The sequence below is a fragment of the Methylotuvimicrobium buryatense 5G genome (genome assembly GCF_000341735.1).
Taxonomy (GTDB): domain Bacteria; phylum Pseudomonadota; class Gammaproteobacteria; order Methylococcales; family Methylomonadaceae; genus Methylotuvimicrobium; species Methylotuvimicrobium buryatense.
Genome location: NZ_KB455575.1, coordinates 914,112 through 932,441 on the forward strand (window position 1 = coordinate 914,112; position 18,330 = coordinate 932,441).

An 18,330-nucleotide genomic window follows, 5' to 3' on the forward strand; every position below is an offset into this window, starting at 1 on the left:
CAATTGTATTTTTCGGTTTGGTATTAAGAAACTTTTGGACTCACCGGCACAGCCTAACGACCTGATTGACTGACAAAACTCAAAATTCGAAAAAATTAGGAGATAATATCGATATTTGACCGGTTCTAGCAAGGAAGCGAAACATGAAACAGAGCACGCCTTTATACGATAGCATCTTGAAATTATTGCACCATGCGCCATGGCGCGATAGACGGCACCTGTATACCGTGGCTTGGATGGTGTTGGGTTTATTGTCCAGTGGTTGGATCAGTCTAAGTAAGTGGTCGCCTTATGTCGTTAGCCGTGCGGAAATGGCGCAAAGCGTCGAGAGACGTTTCAAGCGTTGGCTGACGAATGGGCGTATCGATGTGTTGCGTTTGTATGCGGCGTTATTGCGGGAGGCTCTGAANGACGTGGCGGAAGAGCCGTTGCTGGTCGCCTTAGATACTTCGATGCTCTGGGACACGTTCTGCGTGATCCAGTTGGCGCTAGTTTATCGTGGGAGGTCGATTCCATTAGTTTGGAAAGTGATGAAACATCCCAGTGCGAGCGTGGCGTTCAAAGACTACCGAGGCGTATTGGGGTTTGCGGCGCGACTGTTTCCGGAACGAGAGATCATCTTGCTGGCGGATCGTGGCTTTTTACATGGCGAATTGCTGAATTGGATTCGCAAGACGGCCGGCTGGCACGCGCGTATTCGCTGCAAGCGTTCCGTCGGGTTTTACCAAAAAACGGGCAGNGGCTACCGCAAGCTGACCTTACGATTGCTAGCCGGGGAAGTTTGTTATTACCACCATGTCGGGGTGACCGGTGCGCATATCCCGGCGCACTTGGTGGTCGGCTGGGAAAAAGGGGCGAAAGAACCATGGATCATCGTCAGCGACCAGCCCACCAATGGCGATACGCTCTATGAATATGGGCGGCGCTTCAACATCGAAGAGGGCTTTTTGGATCACAAATCCAACGGTTTTCAGTGGGAGTCTTCGCAATTGCGCGAAACCGAGGTGCTTCAAAGGCTCTGTTTCATCATGGCTGTCGCCACCTTGGTGTTGGTTTGCCAAGGGGGTGCGATCGTTGCCTCAGGCAAGCGGCGGTGTGTCGATCCGCATTGGTTTCGCGGTTATAGCTATGCCCGTATCGGCTGGGATTGGATCCGGCGAGCTTGCGCTCGCGGTGATGCCATCATTGACAGCCTAGTTCTGCACGCTTTGCACGACCCCGAGCCCGCTCGGGCGAGTAAACGGCAACCCGATCGATCCCGCTGGATGGATGATTTACCCTGCCGTATTTTCCTTTTTGCTATGCCATTAAGGAGTTAAGAGTTTTGTCAGTCAATCAGGCCTAACGACAGAGGCGCGAATATGGTTAAGGCTCGCGATGATTTTCGGTATCGTCGCCGTTTTGCTGCTGTTCGTTTGAAGATTTTGCCTGTTTAGGATTTGGTCGTAAATTTTGGTTGCTCGATTGGCAGGTGTCGGGGGCAGGGCAGATTTTTGCTCCTGCAAAATCTGCATTCATGCCATCCTTGGCAATCAGTCGCCGCCGTCAAGCCTATAAGGATGTATTTACGACGTCCTGCCAAGCGAGTTACCGAATCCTCAACAAAGCGCATAGTTCCAGGGCGTTATTTATCACGAAATCCTTAGTGAACTCGCAGTTACTTTTTAGAATAAACGGAATGTGTTCCTCATTTCTTTGCGCAGATAAGTATAGTCGACAATGATTTTCCAATCGTGTTTGACATTAAATTCAATAGAATCCCAAGCGGCGATTTTAAAGACCTCTGCGCCGTCTTCGCGATAACTGTAATAACTGATGCTGTCGTCATCGATCATGACTAATCTCCCGAAAGCCTGCAGCGAGGGTGATTGGCGGCTGACCGGGTCGATAAAAAGATTCGTACCGATATAGTCCGAATTGGCGTCATACAGGATCAAGCCATCGTTACGCATGATCCAGATATCCGGTTGTATTTCATCCTGGTTCAGAATGGTCGCAAACAGTTTGGGCAGTATCTTTTCCGGGGACATTCTAGCTTCGAGGTATTCGACAATGCGACCGTCCTTTTTGATAGGCATTCGGTATTTTAGAATAAGTCGGTTATTTTCGAAATCGGCAATCGGTATTAGCTCATCGTTTTCTTCACTTGCGATAAACGCTCCTGTTAGCACTGAAATAGGTTGAATAAAAAACGAATCAAACTGCGGATAACGGTTTTGTAATTCTTCTAAGATCGACGACTCGTCGATATCGCCGGAGCTGAGTTTTTCTGCCGCTTGGCTCAGAACGGAAAATACCAGTGCGATTTTCGATTGCAGCGCATGCGCGATGGAACGTGCTTGTTGCTGTGAGCGTTCTCCGTAAAAAGTGATTCGGCTTAAGGCTTGTTCGGCTTCATGTTTAGCTTCATGCATTTGGTGTGCATAATGAAGCGAAAAGCCCGCTCCGATACTAATTGCAATGAGTAGCAATGCGGTCAAGAAAACGGCAAATTTATTTTGTGCAAAAAAACGGCTTAATAATTCACGTCTTGAATAGGCATAGACATTGACCATCCGTCCGTCACGAAAGGCCTTCAATTCTTCCGCGAATTTTCCGGCATCGGTAAAACGCTGCAAAGGGTTCTTATGCACGGCCTTTTCGCAGATTGCAATCAATTCAGGAGGTGCTGCAGTATTGAATTGTTTAGGAGAGGGAGTATCGGAATCCTTTTCTATTTGTTGCTGTACTGCGGAAATCGAGCCACGGTAAGGTTGGGTGCCGGTAATAATTTTATAGAGAATCACTCCTAAACTGTAAACATCCGATGTTTTATCCGCGTGGCCGCTGAATTGTTCCGGCGCCATATAGGCGGGTGTACCCAGCGCTTCCGATGTGCTTGAATCGCTTAAGCTATCGCGTTGGTGAGTGAGCGCTTCTCGATAAAAATAGGTATTGTCATCATCGTCCAGCACCTGGGCTAATCCCCAGTCGACAACGATGGTTTCGCCGAAATTACCGACAATAATATTCGCGGGTTTTAAGTCGCGATGAATGACGCCTTTGGCATGAGCATAGGCCAAGGTATTGCAAACATCGATTAAAGTATCTAATAGTTGAATGCGTTGGTTGAATCCAGTTTTGGGATCGGTGTCGGATATTTTTTCGAATTTCCGGGCCAGCGTTTCGCCTTTAATATAGCGCATCACATAATAAGGCCTACCGTCATTTCGTTGACCCAGTTCATAGACAGGGACAATGCCCGGGTGCTCAAGTTTTCCGGTAATTTTGGCTTCATGTAAAAACGAATGATCGAGTTCGACGTCACCGCTTAATTCATCCAGCATCTCCTTGACTGCGACGCGCCTGCCGATGGTTTCGTCATAGGCCAGATAAACCCGACCTACACCGCCTTGACCGAGAATATCGAGTACGCTCAGATTCTTGAATCTTTGATTACCGGAATTTTTATTGTCGGGTTCAATAGTCAAAGGACGATTTGTGGCAAAACGTGTCGAGTCGTCTTCATCGATCAGCGATGTATTGGAATGGGATTCGTCGTTAAGCATTTGACCTCGGCTGCTCTCAGGCGTGTGTTCTGTTGAATATTGTCATAGTCTTTATCTGCTTCGGCACTCTTTTATCAAAACGCATAAACTTTTACTAAAGGATAATTTAAAATTTTGCTTTGCAATGGGTATAAATTCGTTTAATTTAAGATTTTTTTCTTCAAAGCCAATAATTCGTCATGCTTGGGTATTGCTTCGAGCCCTTCTTCAATTTTGCTTAGGCTTTCATCGTATTTTCCTTGAGCATATAATTGCTGGGCTTGTTCTGCCAGGATATCGGCAATCTTCTTCAAACCGTTTTTGGCTTCTTTATTATAAGGGTCGATTTCGAGTGCTTGTCGATACGACCATAAAGCATTACTGCCGGTCGGGGCGGTCAGATAACCGACTTCAAAATGAATCTCGGCCAGTTCCAATAAGTCTTTAACCTTAAGTTGTTGTTTCGGCGTTAGCTCAATAATTTTATCTTGAAGCGGGTCGGTTTCCTGCGATAGTTTGATATAGCCTCCGGTCGTAACGGCAATGGCTATTACAGCCGTTGTACCTAGAATAATCGGTAGGGGCGAACGTGGCTGCAAGTCGGTGATGAGCTGCTTGGCCGAGGGAGTGCGGTCCTTTCTTTCCAATGCTAAAGCGCGTTGCAAACCTTTCCACTGTCGACGACTTAGTCCGGGCACTGCTTTAGGCTGTAGATTAAGCTCGTGGGCCTTGAGTGCCGATAATTTTCCGTAAGGATGTTTTCCAGTCAAAACTTCATAGATGACGCAAGCGAGCGCGTAAACATCGTCGCTAGGATCGGGCTCTTTATTAGAAAACATTTCCAGGCTGGCATAAGCCGGCGTTAATGCGCCTAAGTCCCTACGAGCATCGAAAATAGTTTCGTCCTGATCTTTATCGGGACGACTGACCGCACAGGCGATACCAAAATCGAGAACCTTGACTTCGCCGTTTTCTAATATCGAAACATTGCCCGGTTTAAAGTCGGAATGGATGATGCCGTTTTTATGCGCATAAGCCAAAGCCAAGCACATGCCTTTGATAATGTGCCAAGCTTTTTTAAACGGCATGCCGTTTGGAATAACTTTATTGATGTAGTCTTTTAACGACTGTCCGGTCAATACTTCCATCGACATAAAAATATGAGATCGGTCTCTATCGAAGTCATAGACGGTAATGATATTCGGATGTGCCAGTGTTTGAGCTTTTCTCGTTTCCCGCTGAAGAGCAATATAAGAGGTCGGATTATCCTTGAATTCGTCGTTTAAAATTTTCAAGGCGACATAAGGGGATTTATCTTGAGCTTCTTGTTTACGCAAGTCGAGTGCCTTATAAACGACGCCCATGCCACCGCTACCGAGCAATTCTTCGAGTATGAAACGGTCTTTTAGCACCGAGCCGATACCTATTTTTTCTGTTTCGGCTGAGCTAAACCCAGATGATCCGACGTATTTTGTGCCTCGAGTCGTATTAATCGTTTGTCCGGATGTTATATCAACCGAGCTAACCGTCCCTCTTTGAGCAGTGGACTCGAAACGATCGGTCAACCGGGTTTTCTCTAGGTCAACATTCGGTTGAATGATTTCGCCCGGTTTAGGTGTACTGTTTTTTGTTGTTGGCCGGACGATGGTTTCATCATGATCGTGAGAGGACGTGCTTAGTCGTGTTTCGTTGTCATTGTCGGTATGATGCAGAGATAGGGTTGTTTGTGCGATTAAGCCCTGGTGAATTTGCTGTGGTAAATAGCCCTGTTCAAAGCAATCATCCAGCAACTTGCGCAGTTCGCCTGATTGTTCGGGATGTTCGCTAAGTAGCTGACGCATTTGTTTCGACAAATCGCCGAAGGTTGTTTCACCTTCGCGGAAAGAATTTAATACCTGAACAAAGTGGCTTAATGGGGTTTCCATGATTTTCCAGTGAATCGGTTTTATAACGGCTCTTAATGAGCAAAATGGTATAGCGAATAATAGGCGGGTAATAGTGAATGGTGAATGGTGAATGGTAAATAGTAAAAGGTGAAAGGTGAAAGGTGAATAGTCAATGATTAGCCGGACGAGGTTTTGTAAACCCGTCCGTAACGTTTTTAAGGTAGGAAAGGCATCAATCGCGTAACCTAGTATGACTGGGACAACGGGAAGTCCTTGAAGAAAGGTACGCATTGTCAACCTTCCGGTGCTTGTAAAAAAGCGGAAATGTCCCCACCAACTGCAGCAATAGCGCAGACCATTCAATTCAATCGAGAAAAATTAATAAGTATTTCCGAACCTAAATCCAAGCAAGCAGTCCATTCACTATTCACTATTCACTATTCACTATTCACTATTCACTATTCACTATTCACTATTCACCCTCTTAAACACCATCAGCGTGATATCGTCATTAAACACTTCGGTTTGGCAAAATTGTTTGAGCCGTTGAACAATATTATCGATGATGTCGTTCGGCTCGTATTCAATGGACTGAGAAAAAATATTTACGAGCCGTTCGGTACCGAAAAAGTCGCCTTGGGGGTTTTCCGCCTCGGTCAAGCCATCTGTGTAAAGTAGTAAACAATCGCCTTCGGCCAGCACGGTTCTTTTTTCCTCGAAATCGACATGCTCGCGTATGCCGACGATCAGTCCGTCCGTGTCGAGTTGTTCGCATTGAGCTCGAGCACGACGGTAAAGTAGAGGGGTTGGGTGTCCGGCATTGGAATACCTTAGGTGGTGAGTTTGCGTATCGTATTGCAAGTAAAACAAGGTGATAAAGTAGTCGGAATGGTTGAGATCGGCAAACAGAAAGTCGTTTAACACATTGAGCGTTTGCGCCGGCGATGCCGGCCAATGCGCTTGCGCCCTAATGGCGCTTCTTGCCGAAACCATAAATAAAGCGGGTCCCACAGCATGGCCGGAGACGTCGGCAATGACCATGTCGAGATGAGTGTCGTCGCGGTAAAAATAATCGAAATAATCGCCTCCGACTTGCGTAGCAGGTAGACAAAACCCGGTGATCTTGAACTGATCCGACATAACCGGTGCAGAGGGAAGCAAGGATGCTTGTATGTTTTGAGCAATTCTCATTTCGTTTTGTGCAATGGCCAAATTGACCTGGGCCATGCGTATTTGGCGTTCAGCGGCTTTTCGACCGGTAATGTCATGCACAAATCCACTGAATTCGTAAGCATGGCCAATTTTTAGCGGCGCGACACTCAGTTCGATAGGAAATTCGACACCATCCTTACGTAAAGCGATCTGTTCAGTTAGTTTATTCAAAACCGGGCTTTTGCCGGTTTGCAAAAAGGTTTGTAGTTCGTCGTTCAGCGGTTTACGAAAGCGCTTAGGTACAATCAACCCGGCGACATTTTGCCCTATCGCTTCCTCGCGCGACCATCCGAACATGAGTTCTGCCCTTTGGTTCCAATCGGTAATGATGCCGTAGGAATCCATGATGATGATGGCATTGAGCGCGGTTTCTATAATCAATCGTGTTCTTTTTTCGCTTTCTATCAATGCGTCTTCATAATGTTTACGTGCAGTGATGTCCCGATCTACACCTCGCCATTTAATCAAATTGCCTTGTTTGTCGGTAATCGGTAATCCAGTGGATTCGGCGATTACTTCGTGTCCGTCCTTATGACGATAATGATTAAGGAGCGAATAGAAAGGTTTATGTACCGAAGAAAAGGGCTGAAAGCTGGTTTGATCTTGAGGTGTCAACAGTTCCGTATAGTGCCTTCCTAAGACGGCTTCAGGGGTAAAGCCGATGATGGTTTCGACCGCATTACTGCTATAGATGTAATATCCGTTCGGATCTTGCTCCCACAGCCATTCTCCTGTCATTTCTGCCATTTGCCGAAAACGCTCCTCGCTTTCTTTTAATGCCGCTTCAAAATGCTTGCGTTCGGTGATATCTTCCTCGACAGCGAGAACGTGGGTGATTTGGCCTTGGCTGTTTTTTATGGTACTGATGCTTTCAAACGCCCAGTAATCTTCACCGTTTTTCTTTTGATTTTTGATTTCTCCGCGCCACTCGCCCCGGCTTAACAGTTGTTGCCACATATTAAGATATTGCTCGGTGGTTGTATCGCCCGATTGTAAAATTTTTGGGTTAAAACCGAGTAGCTCTTCCTTAGAGTATCCGGTCATTTCACAGAATTTCGGATTAATGTATTCGATGCGTCCGGAAGGGTTGGTGATAATAACTGCACTTGCGCTTTGCTCGACGGCTCTGAGCATTAAAATAAGGTTGATGTCGAGCTGAGTCTTTTCACCGAGTTTTTGAATCAGCAAAGCAAATCGGCTTGCATTATCGGCTTCGCTTGAAGCAAGGCGGCATAATGAAATCAATGCGGGAAATGGCGAATCGGTTGCATCCTTCAGTTCGGCTTGAAAACTGACGCTGGTTTGCTCGAAAGTCATTTTCCCCAGCATTTCCTGCCAAAAATTCGCTGGATTAGCCTTCGATAACAGTTTATCGATGGGCTTAGCGATGAGTTGTTGCGTTTGATAACCGAAAAGCGCGATCGCGCTTTCGTTGACCGCTTCGATAACCGGTGTCGAAGGTGTCCGATTTCCAATGCTGGCGATGATTAAGCTTAAAACCGGACCGTCGATAAACGAATGCATGTTAATCGGTTTACATAATAGTTTGAATCAAGAGAGTGGGCAGCAGTAGTCAATCAAAGTTTAAAAAAACTTTGGATTATCGGCAACAAAGCCATGTACCTTCGATTTGGGTTTAAAGTCCGGGGCTATCCAAGGTTGAATATCTTCATCGATTAAGTATTCAGCCAGCCATTGCGCTTGCCCGCGTATCGGCAAAATAAAAGCATAGAGTTTACCGTTTGGCAATTCGGCAACGTCGCCGATTGCAAAGATAGCCGGGTCAGTGGTTTGCATGAATGAATTCACCTTTATCCCTCGGTTTACGGCCAGTCCCGCGGCCGCGGCCAATTCAGTCCGTGGCTTGAATCCGCAAGAGACTAAAGCTGCATCGAATTTACCGCCGTTATTGGAATTGACAAGTATTTCGCCGCCTTTCTTGTCGATGCCAGCGACAGATTGGTTGAATAAAACGTTAACTCCGCTATCTTTCAAGATTTTAAGCAGTTTTGCCGAGTCGTCATTGCTTAGTTGCCGCTCCATCAAGCGATCCATGGCATGAAACAGGCTGACTTTATCGCCGGAAACGGCTAAATCCGACGCTACTTCGCAACCGATTAAGCCGCCGCCGATAATAGCCCAATGAGGCGATTTGTTCTTGTCCAACAACGTTTGGCGAATCTGACGTAATTCTTTGAGGTCGGCAAGGCTGTTAAGGAGATAAAAATTATTGCGATCGGCTATTAAGGTCGGCGGGATGAAGGCTGAGGAACCTTGGGCTAAAACTAGAGCATCATATCCTATAGTCGTTTTTATTGATCCGGCTACCAGATTGACGATTTTATGGTGGCGATCGATAACCTCCGCTTCGGTCTCTGTTAGAATTTCAATCCCTTTTTGGCGAATAGTTTCAAAAGTTTTGAGAATGATGGAGTGCTCTATATCCTCCTTGCTAAAGCCGTGAGAAAGCAACGGCCGAGAATAAAAACCGTCGCTTTCTCGTGTCACCACGGTGATGCGAGCGGCCGGGCTTAAACTATGTAGTTTTTCGGCAAACGTTATGCCGGCAAACCCCGATCCGATTATCACGACTTTCATGGTAATAGCACTTAGAAGGGTTCGAAAGCGCTTTTTTCAGCTCCGCACTCAGGGCAAACCCAATCATCGGGAATATCTTCCCAACGAGTGCCGGGTTCGATTCCGCTATCCGGGTCGCCTAATTGCTCGTCGTAAATATGTCCGCATTCTAAACATTGATATTTTTTATAATCTGCCATAACGTTGCCTTACTTAATGATGGATGAAATAGTCGTACCAAACACAATTTTCTATGAAATACCGATAGTGATTTATTTATAACTCAATTAGCTAAGCCAAGGCAAACATGAGTTTTAACATAACAGTCAAGCCAAGGTATCCAGTTCAAGCCTTTCGAGAATCATTTCGCTGCCGGCAGTAAGCCGAGTATCCCGGCTTTGGCAGACTGGGCAATAGAGCCGATTAGCCGGCACCTCCGACTCGATGCCGCACTGTTCACAGGCTATTTTCGCCGGTTGTCGTTCAATAATCAAAACGGCACCATCGGCTATGGTATCGACGCGATTGATTTCAAATGCGCTTTGCAGCAATAAGGGCTCTACACCCGATAAAACACCGATTTTAACCGTGATGCTGGCAACTGTTGTTGCTTGATTTTGCCGGGCCAGATTTTTTACTTGATCCAGCAAATCCTCGCATAGCGAGAGTTCATGCATGCTGCGCATCCTCGGTTAGCATTTGATCGAGTAATTCCCAAGTTGACCGCGCTTCTTCCGCACTGATTTTCTGGATGGCATAGCCGACATGGATTAGAACGTAATCGCCGATGCCTATCGGTTCATCCTGCAGTAAAAACAAACTGACTTCTCGTTCGATGCCTTTGATCGAACAAACAGCGCGACTACCGTTAATAGAGGCAATTTGCATAGGAATGGCAAGACACATGAGAATTCCCGAAATGAGTTTTAAATCGTGGCAGTGGTTAGGTAAAGTCCCGCGGCCGCAATTGCTAGACCTCCGACTCTAGCCAACCAAAGCCGGCGTTTAATTAGCACTGCCATCGTAATGCCGATCGCATGAACTAGTGAAGTCGCGACAATGAAACCGGCGCCGTAGAATAAAGGCGATCCGGCTTGCGGCATTTCCAGTCCGTGCGCGTAGCCATGAACGCTTGCGAATAAACCTGCGATCAGCATGCCGGTGACGACGGGTAAACGCACCGAAAACATTAAAAAAACGCCTAAAAGCAATACCGTTGCGGCTATGGCAAACTCAAGCAAAGGTAGATTCGGGCCATACGAGGCCAATAATGCTGACAGGCTCATCGTACCGACAAATGCGGCCGGCAAGCGCCAGAGTGCTTTATGACCTAATTGTACGGCCCAAACACCGATTGCCAGCATCGCCAGCAAATGATCGACGCCTATGAACGGGTGGATAAATCCTTCGACAAAACCCGCGCCTTCCGCGCCGAAGGTATGGGCTTGAGCCGTCGTACCGTAAGCAGAGAACGCGGTGATTCCCATAATTGCATTGATAAACTTTCTATTCATGTCACACCTTTTCGGCAAATTTGAAAATAAAACATCGTGGTAGTAGTGAAAAAACCGGCTTAGTATTCCGTTAAAAATAACTTCCGCATTGTGCTCCCTCTCCCGCTGGGAGAGGGGTATGCACAGGAAGGTTATTTTTGACCAAATCCTTAACACTCCAGGACAATTGATTTTATAACATGCTAGTATCTTGGCGGCAAAAGCAGTTAATAGAGTCGTGATTGTTAAATGGCTTTACGACTTACGCATCCTGAAAAAATAAACCCGCCTAAGAGTTTTACTATAGTCATCATGATAACAGAACATTCATTTTCCGATACCTACATTACGCTTGCACATGGTAATGGCGGACGTTTCATGCGCGAATTGATCGAGCATTTATTCGCCAAATACCTCGATAATGCCTGGCTCGATACCCGTGCCGATGCAGCTGCCATGCCTTTCGACGAATCGGATTTTGAGTTGATGATCACGACGGACGGTTTTACGGTCGATCCATTAGAATTTCCCGGTGGTAATATCGGTAGCCTGGCGATCCATGGAACCGTGAACGATTTAGCGGTGGCAGGTGCAACGCCGCGTTACCTGAGTCTCAACGCATTTATCGAAGAAGGCTTGGAGATAGCCGTGCTTGATCGACTCATTCGCAGTATGGCGGAAGCATGCCGAGAATGCGGTGTTGATATCGTAGCCGGCGATACCAAAGTATTACGCCGGGGGCAGGGCGGCGGCGTTTATTTTGCCGTAACCGGGGTCGGACAGCGTAATCGATCGATTAATCTGGGTATTGATAAAATTCAGACCGGCGATTGCATTTTGCTTAGCGGAACTGCCGGCGATCATGGTTGTGCCGTGTTATTGGCCCGCGAGCAATTCGGCTTGAGCGGAACGTTAAAATCCGACGCGGCGAGTGTTTTCCCGGTGACTCGTGCATTGCTGGATTTGCCCGGGTTACGATTTATGCGTGACCCGACCCGAGGCGGAATAGCGACTGTCGCGCACGAAATGGCCTCGGCTGTCGCCGGCACGGTCAAACTGGTCGAAACGGCGATACCGATTAACGAACAAGTCAAAACCGTCGCCGAAATCTTAGGTTACGATCCTTATTATTTAGCCTGCGAAGGGAGGGTAATGGCCGTAGTCGGTGCGGGCGATGCCGAAGAAGCGCTTAAACGAATGCGCGGCGCAGGCTGTAGCGAAGCGGCGATTATCGGCGAAGTTCAAGACGGGAGAACCCAAGTGATTTTGGAGACGGCGTTAGGCGGAGAACGGATATTAGAGGAGCTTGAAGACGACCCGCTGCCGCGGATATGTTAGTTCTTTGAACTAGTGAGTGCCAAGGACGCAGGGTGAATCGTGGCCATCGAAGGCAATAATCGCCAAGTCATTTTTCGCTGCTGAAATTGAACGGACCCCATTTCATCATTTCATCTTTCGCGAGAAATCTTGGCGCGCTTGGTTTATCGAATTGCACTTGGCAATCCGAAGACAACGTCAATTCGCCATCGTTCGATGCGATCAGCGTGAACTTAAGAGATCTTTGGCTATGCCAGCCCCTTTTCGGTATGCTTCTTGCATGCAGTTATTGATTTTAAGTGGGTGCGGATTCCAAAAAATGTCATTTATTTTCCTGATTAGCAAGTTTCTTCAGCTAAAGCCCAAAAACCAGCATATCCCTAGCAGGACGGGGTTTTCAACCCCGTTCTAAACGTTTTGACTTTGGCCGAAGTTAGCCGAAATGTTTAGGGCAAACCGAAACGTTGGGGACGGGTTAAATAACCCGTCCCGCAGAAGTGGCTACGACTGGTCACTGCTCGGACAGTTGGCTTCGGCAAGTTGAAGCATCTTGCTAATCAGGTTTATTTTTACCATGAAGATCATGAAGGACTTGAAGATACAGCGTTTTCAATTTAAATTGAGTTACTTACCATAAATAGCCTATGTCATCATTACTCTCTTTATACTCAAAAAATGCCTAACTTTATGAAGGTATGGGGTGTGGCTAGCGAGGATGTCGGCAGCTCCCAGCTGCCGACATCCTCGCCAAGCATACCCCACACCCTTTTTGATCTCCAAATTGGAAATTGCTGATTTGAAAACGCTGTATTACCGCATTGAGTTCATCTGTGATACTGGGACAGTTAATTAAGCACTCAATTCTCTTCCCTACATGCCCTTTTTGATCTCCAAATTGGAATTGCTGGAGGAAAGGTCATTTCAAGACAAACAACAATTCTTGAATTTTTTGCCGCTGCCGCACGGACAAGGGGCGTTGCGGCCGATTTTCGGCTTAGACGTTGCTTGCCCCAAGGTTTTTTGCTCCTCTAATTCGGCTTCAATATCGTCGATGACATGTTGCAAATTTTCAACCGAGGAGGGGATCATTACGAAAAGCCGGGCTAATAAACAGTCATCGGTCGGTTCTATGCCTTCTTCTATGAAATTAGCTTTGATCTGTTCGATATTCGGAAACTTGGAAAAATCGTGGGTCATCAAAACTTCAAACAGGCTAGCGTTTCGTGCGACATCGTCCCAATAAGCGTCGACATTAGCGGTATCACCATCATCGCCTAACCAAAACTCCCTGCAGAGCGCTAATCCGGTCCAAAAACCGATACACCACTGTTGAACCCAATCGAATTGTTTTCCTCTGAGTTTTTCAATATCGAATGGAAACTTAAGTTGCCCGGAGACTCGCAAATGGACGTAAGCGTCGTATACATCGAATGCAGCCGACATCAGGTTTTCGATGTGCTTCAGCTCGAAATCGGGCGAACGATGATAAAAAAGGCAGTTTTCCCATTGTTCGGGTAGGATCGATGGCGGCGTGATGGCAATTGCATAAAAAAATCCGCGCAGTTCGTAGATATTGAAATGATCGGTTTCCGGAACGATGCCGTTTAATTCATCGATTAATTTAGCGAGTAGCTTGTGTTTGATCATTTTGTATGATGCGGATTTTGGGCCGGACATCTTATGCACTTAGCCGGCCGATTCTTGATTATCGGAGAGTAAAGGACTGGCTTCTGCTCAAGATGTTATCGCTTAGTCATTCAAGGAAATATACCCTTCGTAGATCAAAATTCGGCGCCTGGGTGTCCGCCAAAGGACGCCGTGAATACGTCCATGTAGGCTCTATGCCAGCCCCATGCTGGCAAAGCCTTTGTCGGACACCCAGGCGCCTACTCTAGCACTGCCGAAATTTGAAGTGCGAAAGGTATATCAATATTTTCTAATTGAAATGTTTCCATTTTACCCAAGCGGCACAAGCAATTCCGACCAATATGTAGGTGTAGCTATAGACGAAAACGTATAAACCAGTGGGGTTGTGGGTAGCGGCATCTCGAAGGCTCGGCGTTACCAGCCAAGTCCACAAAACCGCAGGTATCAAGTAAAACAAAAAGCCCAAGGCTGCCGTCTTTAACGGATTGCGTCCCTTAGCTTCGGCGTCTCGATAATACCAATAAGCAATTGCAAGCGCGACAACAGTGCCAATCATAAACTTTTCTCCTTTTAATAATGATGAATATATACCCTTTGCTAGTCAAATTTCGGCGTCGGGGTGCCCGTCAAAAGACGCCGTGAATACGTCCATGTAGGCTCTATGACAGCATCCATGCTGCCAAAGCCTTTGCCGAACACCCCAACGCCTCCATACGCTAATGCCGAAATTTGAAGTGAGATAGGTATATTTACACCATTTATACAAAAAAATCGTTTGCCTAACGTTCATGAAGCCCCCGCCATCGCCCCGGCAAATGAAAGTTCTCGGTGGCTGAGGGTGCGGTCACTCGCCCGACAGGACGCCGTGAATACGTCCCTGTAGGCTCCATGCTGGCAAAGCCTTTACAAGCGCCATGGATGGCGTGAATGTCGATTTTGCAGGAGCAAAAATCGACCGAGCACCCCTGTGCCTCCTCAGGCGCTGCCGAAATTTGAAGTGCGAAAGGTATAATTAAGCTCCAAGACTTGAACCTCAGTGATGAACCCAGTCTGCGCCTAGCGTGCCGATTAAACTTTCCGTATAACCCGCTTGGCTTAATTCGGCAAGCATAGTTTCAGTTTTCTCAAGCTTCACTTCCAGTTTCGAATATTCGGATGGATCGCTGTTTTCTGTTTCGTTTAAGCGTTCTGTAATTATGTCGCGATGACGCCGCCATAAGGCCAAATCGCGCTGGTGTTTGATGGAGAGTCGCTCACGATACCAATCGCTTGCCAGTAGTGAGTCTCGTGTAAATAAATCCCGAATCGCCGGGTCGTCGATGGTTTTACCTTCATAGTGTCCATAAGCCATGATATGTAAAAGGGCTTTGAGAGGCGGACAGGCATCGTTTATCGTGCCGTCCTGGAAATAAATCAGAGCCACCCGTTGCTGCGTTTCATAGACGTTATCGATGCCGTCGACAAAAGCGGCAAGATCTTGGGTTTCAGGTTTCAACATCGCTTCGTCGAATACCGCTGTCGGATAATCGAAGACCTTACCGAAGTTGGTATGCACGAAACGCTCGGTTATCCGGTAACCGAGCCGGCTTGCATACACGGTTCTGCCTTCGTATTCGAAATCTTCCAGCTTTTCGAGATGGCCGTTTGCTATCAGATAGCGCGCATCGCGCTCGGCAACAGGCAAGCGCGACCAGATTTCCGGAATCAGCAGACTGATGTCGTGATCGATTCTACGCTGAGTTCCGATGTAACCGGCAGCGGTCGAAAAGCCGTCGTAGCCGCACAAAATAAACGAGACTAGCGCGGTATTCAGATCGGCGGTCGTACTCAAGGCATTGAACGGCCCTTTGGTCAATGCGCCTTCCGATCCGGCTCCCGTCGTGGAAGGAGATTTGCCGGTTAGACTGCACACAAAATCCATGAACAGTTCCGGTAACTCTTGATAATGGATGGGGTTGTAAACTGCCAAAGGCCGGATGCCGGCAGCTAAGTCCTGCGGGTTGTTGCGGCGCCCGGGAAGAACCGCATTGACCGGAAAGTAAACCGCTTGATCGGCATTGAGGCTTCTAGCCAAACGAGTCGATATTTCGGCAATATAACGCATTCTCGGATCGGCGATATCGGGCCGTATTTGCAGATAGCGCACATTTTGGCTAGGTTTGCCGTCGACCAATCTCGGATGTGCCGATGAGACGAAAAATTCGTCCTCCTGTCCTTCGGCAGCTCGTTCGATCAATTTACGCATCGGCTCGCTGAATTCTTCGAAGTGAATGATATCTTCAATAAGATCGCGTGCATCTTGTGTAGTTAGTGGTTGAAAATTGGAGATAAAGTTATTGCCTCCTGATAAATCACGCTCGGTTTGTAAATCGCTGCCTCGATGGACGGCATCGTCGGGGCGCTGGAAAAAACTTTGCTCGCAATTTTCGACTAATTTTACGGAAGAATTTTGATAATCGGGGTCGAGCCCAGTGAGTTTTTCAGAAGGCACAACGGTCGATGCGCTGATGTCGTCTTCCATTTGAACTTTAGCCGAAGCGATAAAATCTTGGCGGAGTTTGAAAACGCGCCAAGCACCGTTCGAATCGAAGCCAACTCGTAGGTAACTGGCGATCAGTTTGCGCCCTTGGTATTTCAGCTCATTTCCGGGGTAGCTATTAACCACATCTACTGAAAAATGATCGCGCCAATTATTGCCCCATTCCTCACGGTAAAAGCGTTTGATAATCAGCACAATTGCCCAAATGTGCTGGGGAATTTGCTCCAACCATTCGTTATAAGCATCGGAATAGTCGGTGATCGAAGGTGTCAATAGCTTGATGACCGAACCCAGTGTACGTTGATTGCTGAGCAAACTGCGCTTATCGCTGCCGTGTCGGGCCGGGTCGCGGAAACGGGTCGAATAATCGTGTTTGAAAATAGTCTCGACGATATCCATGTCTTTTTCGAAGTCTTCGACGAAAATGGTTCCGGAAATGACGGCGCCGGCTATGGATTTGGAAATTTCCGATTTACCGCCGCCGGAGACCGTGCTGGGCTTGTGACAAAATGTCCCTTCGGGTAGGGTGCCGACCAAACGCCAGCTCGGCGCATGAGGATGGCGTTCCATGTGGACCTTGAAACCGTTTGGATAGATGTAAGTGTGTTTAGCGAGCAGTTTAAGCGATTGTGGGCGGCCGTTTTGCAGCCAATTGATTCGTTGCTGCTGCACATTGATCTCGGCTGCTGCCGGAATGTATATGATCTCCGGAAAATTGTTGTCGACGGCGTAACCTTCATCCTTCCTTTGAATCATCGGCGATAATTGTTCGCATAGCTTATCGAACGAATAGCGTTGATCGAGATCGGTGCCATGCGGTAGATAAATGTCGCCAAGATTCATTCTGGGAAACGCCAACGCGCCGCCTGCATGTTCTTCCTCGCAGTCGCCGAAGAGATTGGCCGAATAGCTGATTTGAGATTTGATCTCTTTTTTGCTGTAACCGAAATAATTGTCGGCGATTAAGGTGACGACGACGCCTTGCATATTGCGACAAACCAATTTAAACGGTTTGCCGTCGTTGTAAAGTTCGTCTTCACGATGCCAGCACATACCGTCCTTGCGTTGGCGTTCGCTAGCATCGTCGTAATGGGGGAGGCCGATATCTTTTTTCCGGCAATGCACCAAATGCGGGGCTAAAATAATGCAACCGGTATGCCCTGTCCAATGTTCGATATCGAGTGCCGCATCGTTCTCAGGTAGGAAAGGATCGCCGGCATTGCCGAAGATCGATTCGACGAAATCCAAGTTAGCGACCAATCCGCCCGGTGCGAAAAAACGGGTTTCCATGGTTTTGACCGGGCTTATCGGTTCGATTGCAGGACGAACGATGGGTCTCAATAATAACGAGACCCAAAGCGTGGCCGGCTTATTTTGTAGGCTTGTGAAAGGCAAGCGAAGTAGATCGCTTGGTGGAGTCAACGCGTGTTGTAATAACGCGGCATAGGCGTTGACGGGTACTTCGCTTTTATCGCCCGGCACGGGAAGTCCGCCTGCAACTATATGAAAGACCCCTTTAGTTGTCCGCCGATCGTTTTGAGGATTATGCAAGACGCCTTGTAAAACACGATAGGAGTCGACATAAGCGGAGTGAAACTCGTTATGGCGATAAGGCAGCGATAATTCCCGGGCTTGACCTTTTTGCTCGAGAATGAATGTTTCGCCGGGTAACTGAACCGAAACGTCGACGTTATTTTCGATGAGGTAAGCGTTTAAAAAGTCTTGTATCCGTTGATCCGCTGGGCAACGGTAATTGGCCAACAGGCGGCGTTGCTGCGAATAATTCTTTAACAGGCTATCGGCGATTTTTAGATATTGCCGATCACCTTCGGCTTCGCAAGTGGGTTGATTCAGTGCGGCTAGTTTCAGATTGATATGCTGTAGCCCTTCGTGCTCTTCGGTGCTACTCGGACTATTTTGGATGGGTGCGGTTGATAAGGTCATGGTCGGCTCCGGCAAGGTTTCAGTCTAGCTGTGTTCGAGGCGGCACGATTTAATCTCGAGTGCAGGCGGTTTCTGGATAAAAATTAATAAACCGTTTAGGAATATGCACAAAATAACTTATACAAGTAGTAGGCTTTGTGGCGGTTTGGTGACTCGCTTGACAGGACGCCGTGAATACGTCCGGGTAG

Annotated in this window: 14 protein-coding genes; 2 read left to right on the plus strand and 12 right to left on the minus strand. The window is 47.4% G+C overall.

The annotated features are described in order from the left end of the window. Positions 1-530 precede the first annotated feature (530 nt). A complete protein-coding gene (locus METBU_RS23245; RefSeq protein ID WP_459560737.1) occupies positions 531-1,319 on the plus strand; it encodes a transposase in 789 nt (262 codons plus the stop codon). Positions 1,320-1,331: 12 nt separating this feature from the next. On the opposite strand, the gene METBU_RS23250 is transcribed toward METBU_RS23245, so the two are convergent. From METBU_RS23250 to METBU_RS0104245, 9 genes are all read right to left on the minus strand, one after another. Further along, entirely contained in the window at positions 1,332-1,514 is a 183-nt protein-coding gene (locus METBU_RS23250) for a hypothetical protein (protein ID WP_017839437.1), read from the minus strand. 150 nt (positions 1,515-1,664) lie between these two features. Continuing rightward, a complete protein-coding gene (locus METBU_RS0104210; protein ID WP_017839438.1) occupies positions 1,665-3,548 on the minus strand; it encodes a serine/threonine protein kinase in 1,884 nt (627 codons plus the stop codon). Between the two features lie 140 nt (positions 3,549-3,688). Then, positions 3,689-5,452, minus strand: a complete 1,764-nt coding sequence (locus METBU_RS25125) for a protein kinase domain-containing protein (RefSeq protein ID WP_017839439.1) — start codon at positions 5,450-5,452, stop codon at positions 3,689-3,691. Positions 5,453-5,878: 426 nt separating this feature from the next. Continuing rightward, positions 5,879-8,149 carry a PAS domain S-box protein gene (locus METBU_RS0104220; RefSeq protein WP_017839440.1) on the minus strand — a complete coding sequence of 757 codons (2,271 nt, stop codon included), beginning with the start codon at positions 8,147-8,149 and terminating at the stop codon, positions 5,879-5,881. Positions 8,150-8,209: 60 nt separating this feature from the next. After that, complete coding sequence (locus tag METBU_RS0104225) at positions 8,210-9,223, minus strand: NAD(P)/FAD-dependent oxidoreductase (RefSeq protein WP_017839441.1); 1,014 nt, start codon at positions 9,221-9,223, stop codon at positions 8,210-8,212. Between the two features lie 11 nt (positions 9,224-9,234). Beyond that, a complete protein-coding gene (locus tag METBU_RS0104230) occupies positions 9,235-9,402 on the minus strand; it encodes a rubredoxin (protein ID WP_017839442.1) in 168 nt (55 codons plus the stop codon). A 126-nt stretch (positions 9,403-9,528) separates the two neighbouring features. Continuing rightward, a complete protein-coding gene (gene hypA / locus METBU_RS0104235; protein ID WP_017839443.1) occupies positions 9,529-9,879 on the minus strand; it encodes a hydrogenase maturation nickel metallochaperone HypA in 351 nt (116 codons plus the stop codon). Continuing rightward, positions 9,872-10,108: a HypC/HybG/HupF family hydrogenase formation chaperone gene (locus tag METBU_RS0104240; protein ID WP_017839444.1), complete on the minus strand. Its 237-nt coding sequence runs from the start codon at positions 10,106-10,108 to the stop codon at positions 9,872-9,874. The genes hypA and METBU_RS0104240 overlap by 8 nt, the downstream gene beginning before the upstream one ends. A gap of 20 nt (positions 10,109-10,128) precedes the next feature. Next, positions 10,129-10,716 (minus strand): HupE/UreJ family protein, encoded by a 588-nt coding sequence (locus tag METBU_RS0104245; protein WP_017839445.1) that lies wholly within the window; start codon positions 10,714-10,716, stop codon positions 10,129-10,131. A gap of 291 nt (positions 10,717-11,007) precedes the next feature. On the opposite strand from METBU_RS0104245, the gene hypE reads away from it, so the two are divergent. Further along, on the plus strand, positions 11,008-12,033 hold the full coding sequence (hypE, locus tag METBU_RS0104250) for a hydrogenase expression/formation protein HypE (RefSeq protein ID WP_026130021.1): 1,026 nt from the start codon (positions 11,008-11,010) through the stop codon (positions 12,031-12,033). Positions 12,034-12,933: 900 nt separating this feature from the next. Here hypE and METBU_RS27050 read toward each other — a convergent pair. The 3 genes from METBU_RS27050 to METBU_RS0104265 all read right to left on the minus strand — a co-directional run bounded on the left by METBU_RS27050 (position 12,934) and on the right by METBU_RS0104265 (position 18,142). Continuing rightward, entirely contained in the window at positions 12,934-13,659 is a 726-nt protein-coding gene (locus METBU_RS27050; protein ID WP_175421681.1) for a YecA/YgfB family protein, read from the minus strand. Positions 13,660-13,948: 289 nt separating this feature from the next. Beyond that, positions 13,949-14,215, minus strand: coding sequence for a hypothetical protein (locus METBU_RS0104260; RefSeq protein WP_017839448.1), 267 nt, complete (start codon positions 14,213-14,215; stop codon positions 13,949-13,951). Between the two features lie 477 nt (positions 14,216-14,692). Then, positions 14,693-18,142: a hypothetical protein gene (locus METBU_RS0104265; RefSeq protein WP_017839449.1), complete on the minus strand. Its 3,450-nt coding sequence runs from the start codon at positions 18,140-18,142 to the stop codon at positions 14,693-14,695. Between the last annotated feature and the right edge of the window lie 188 nt (positions 18,143-18,330).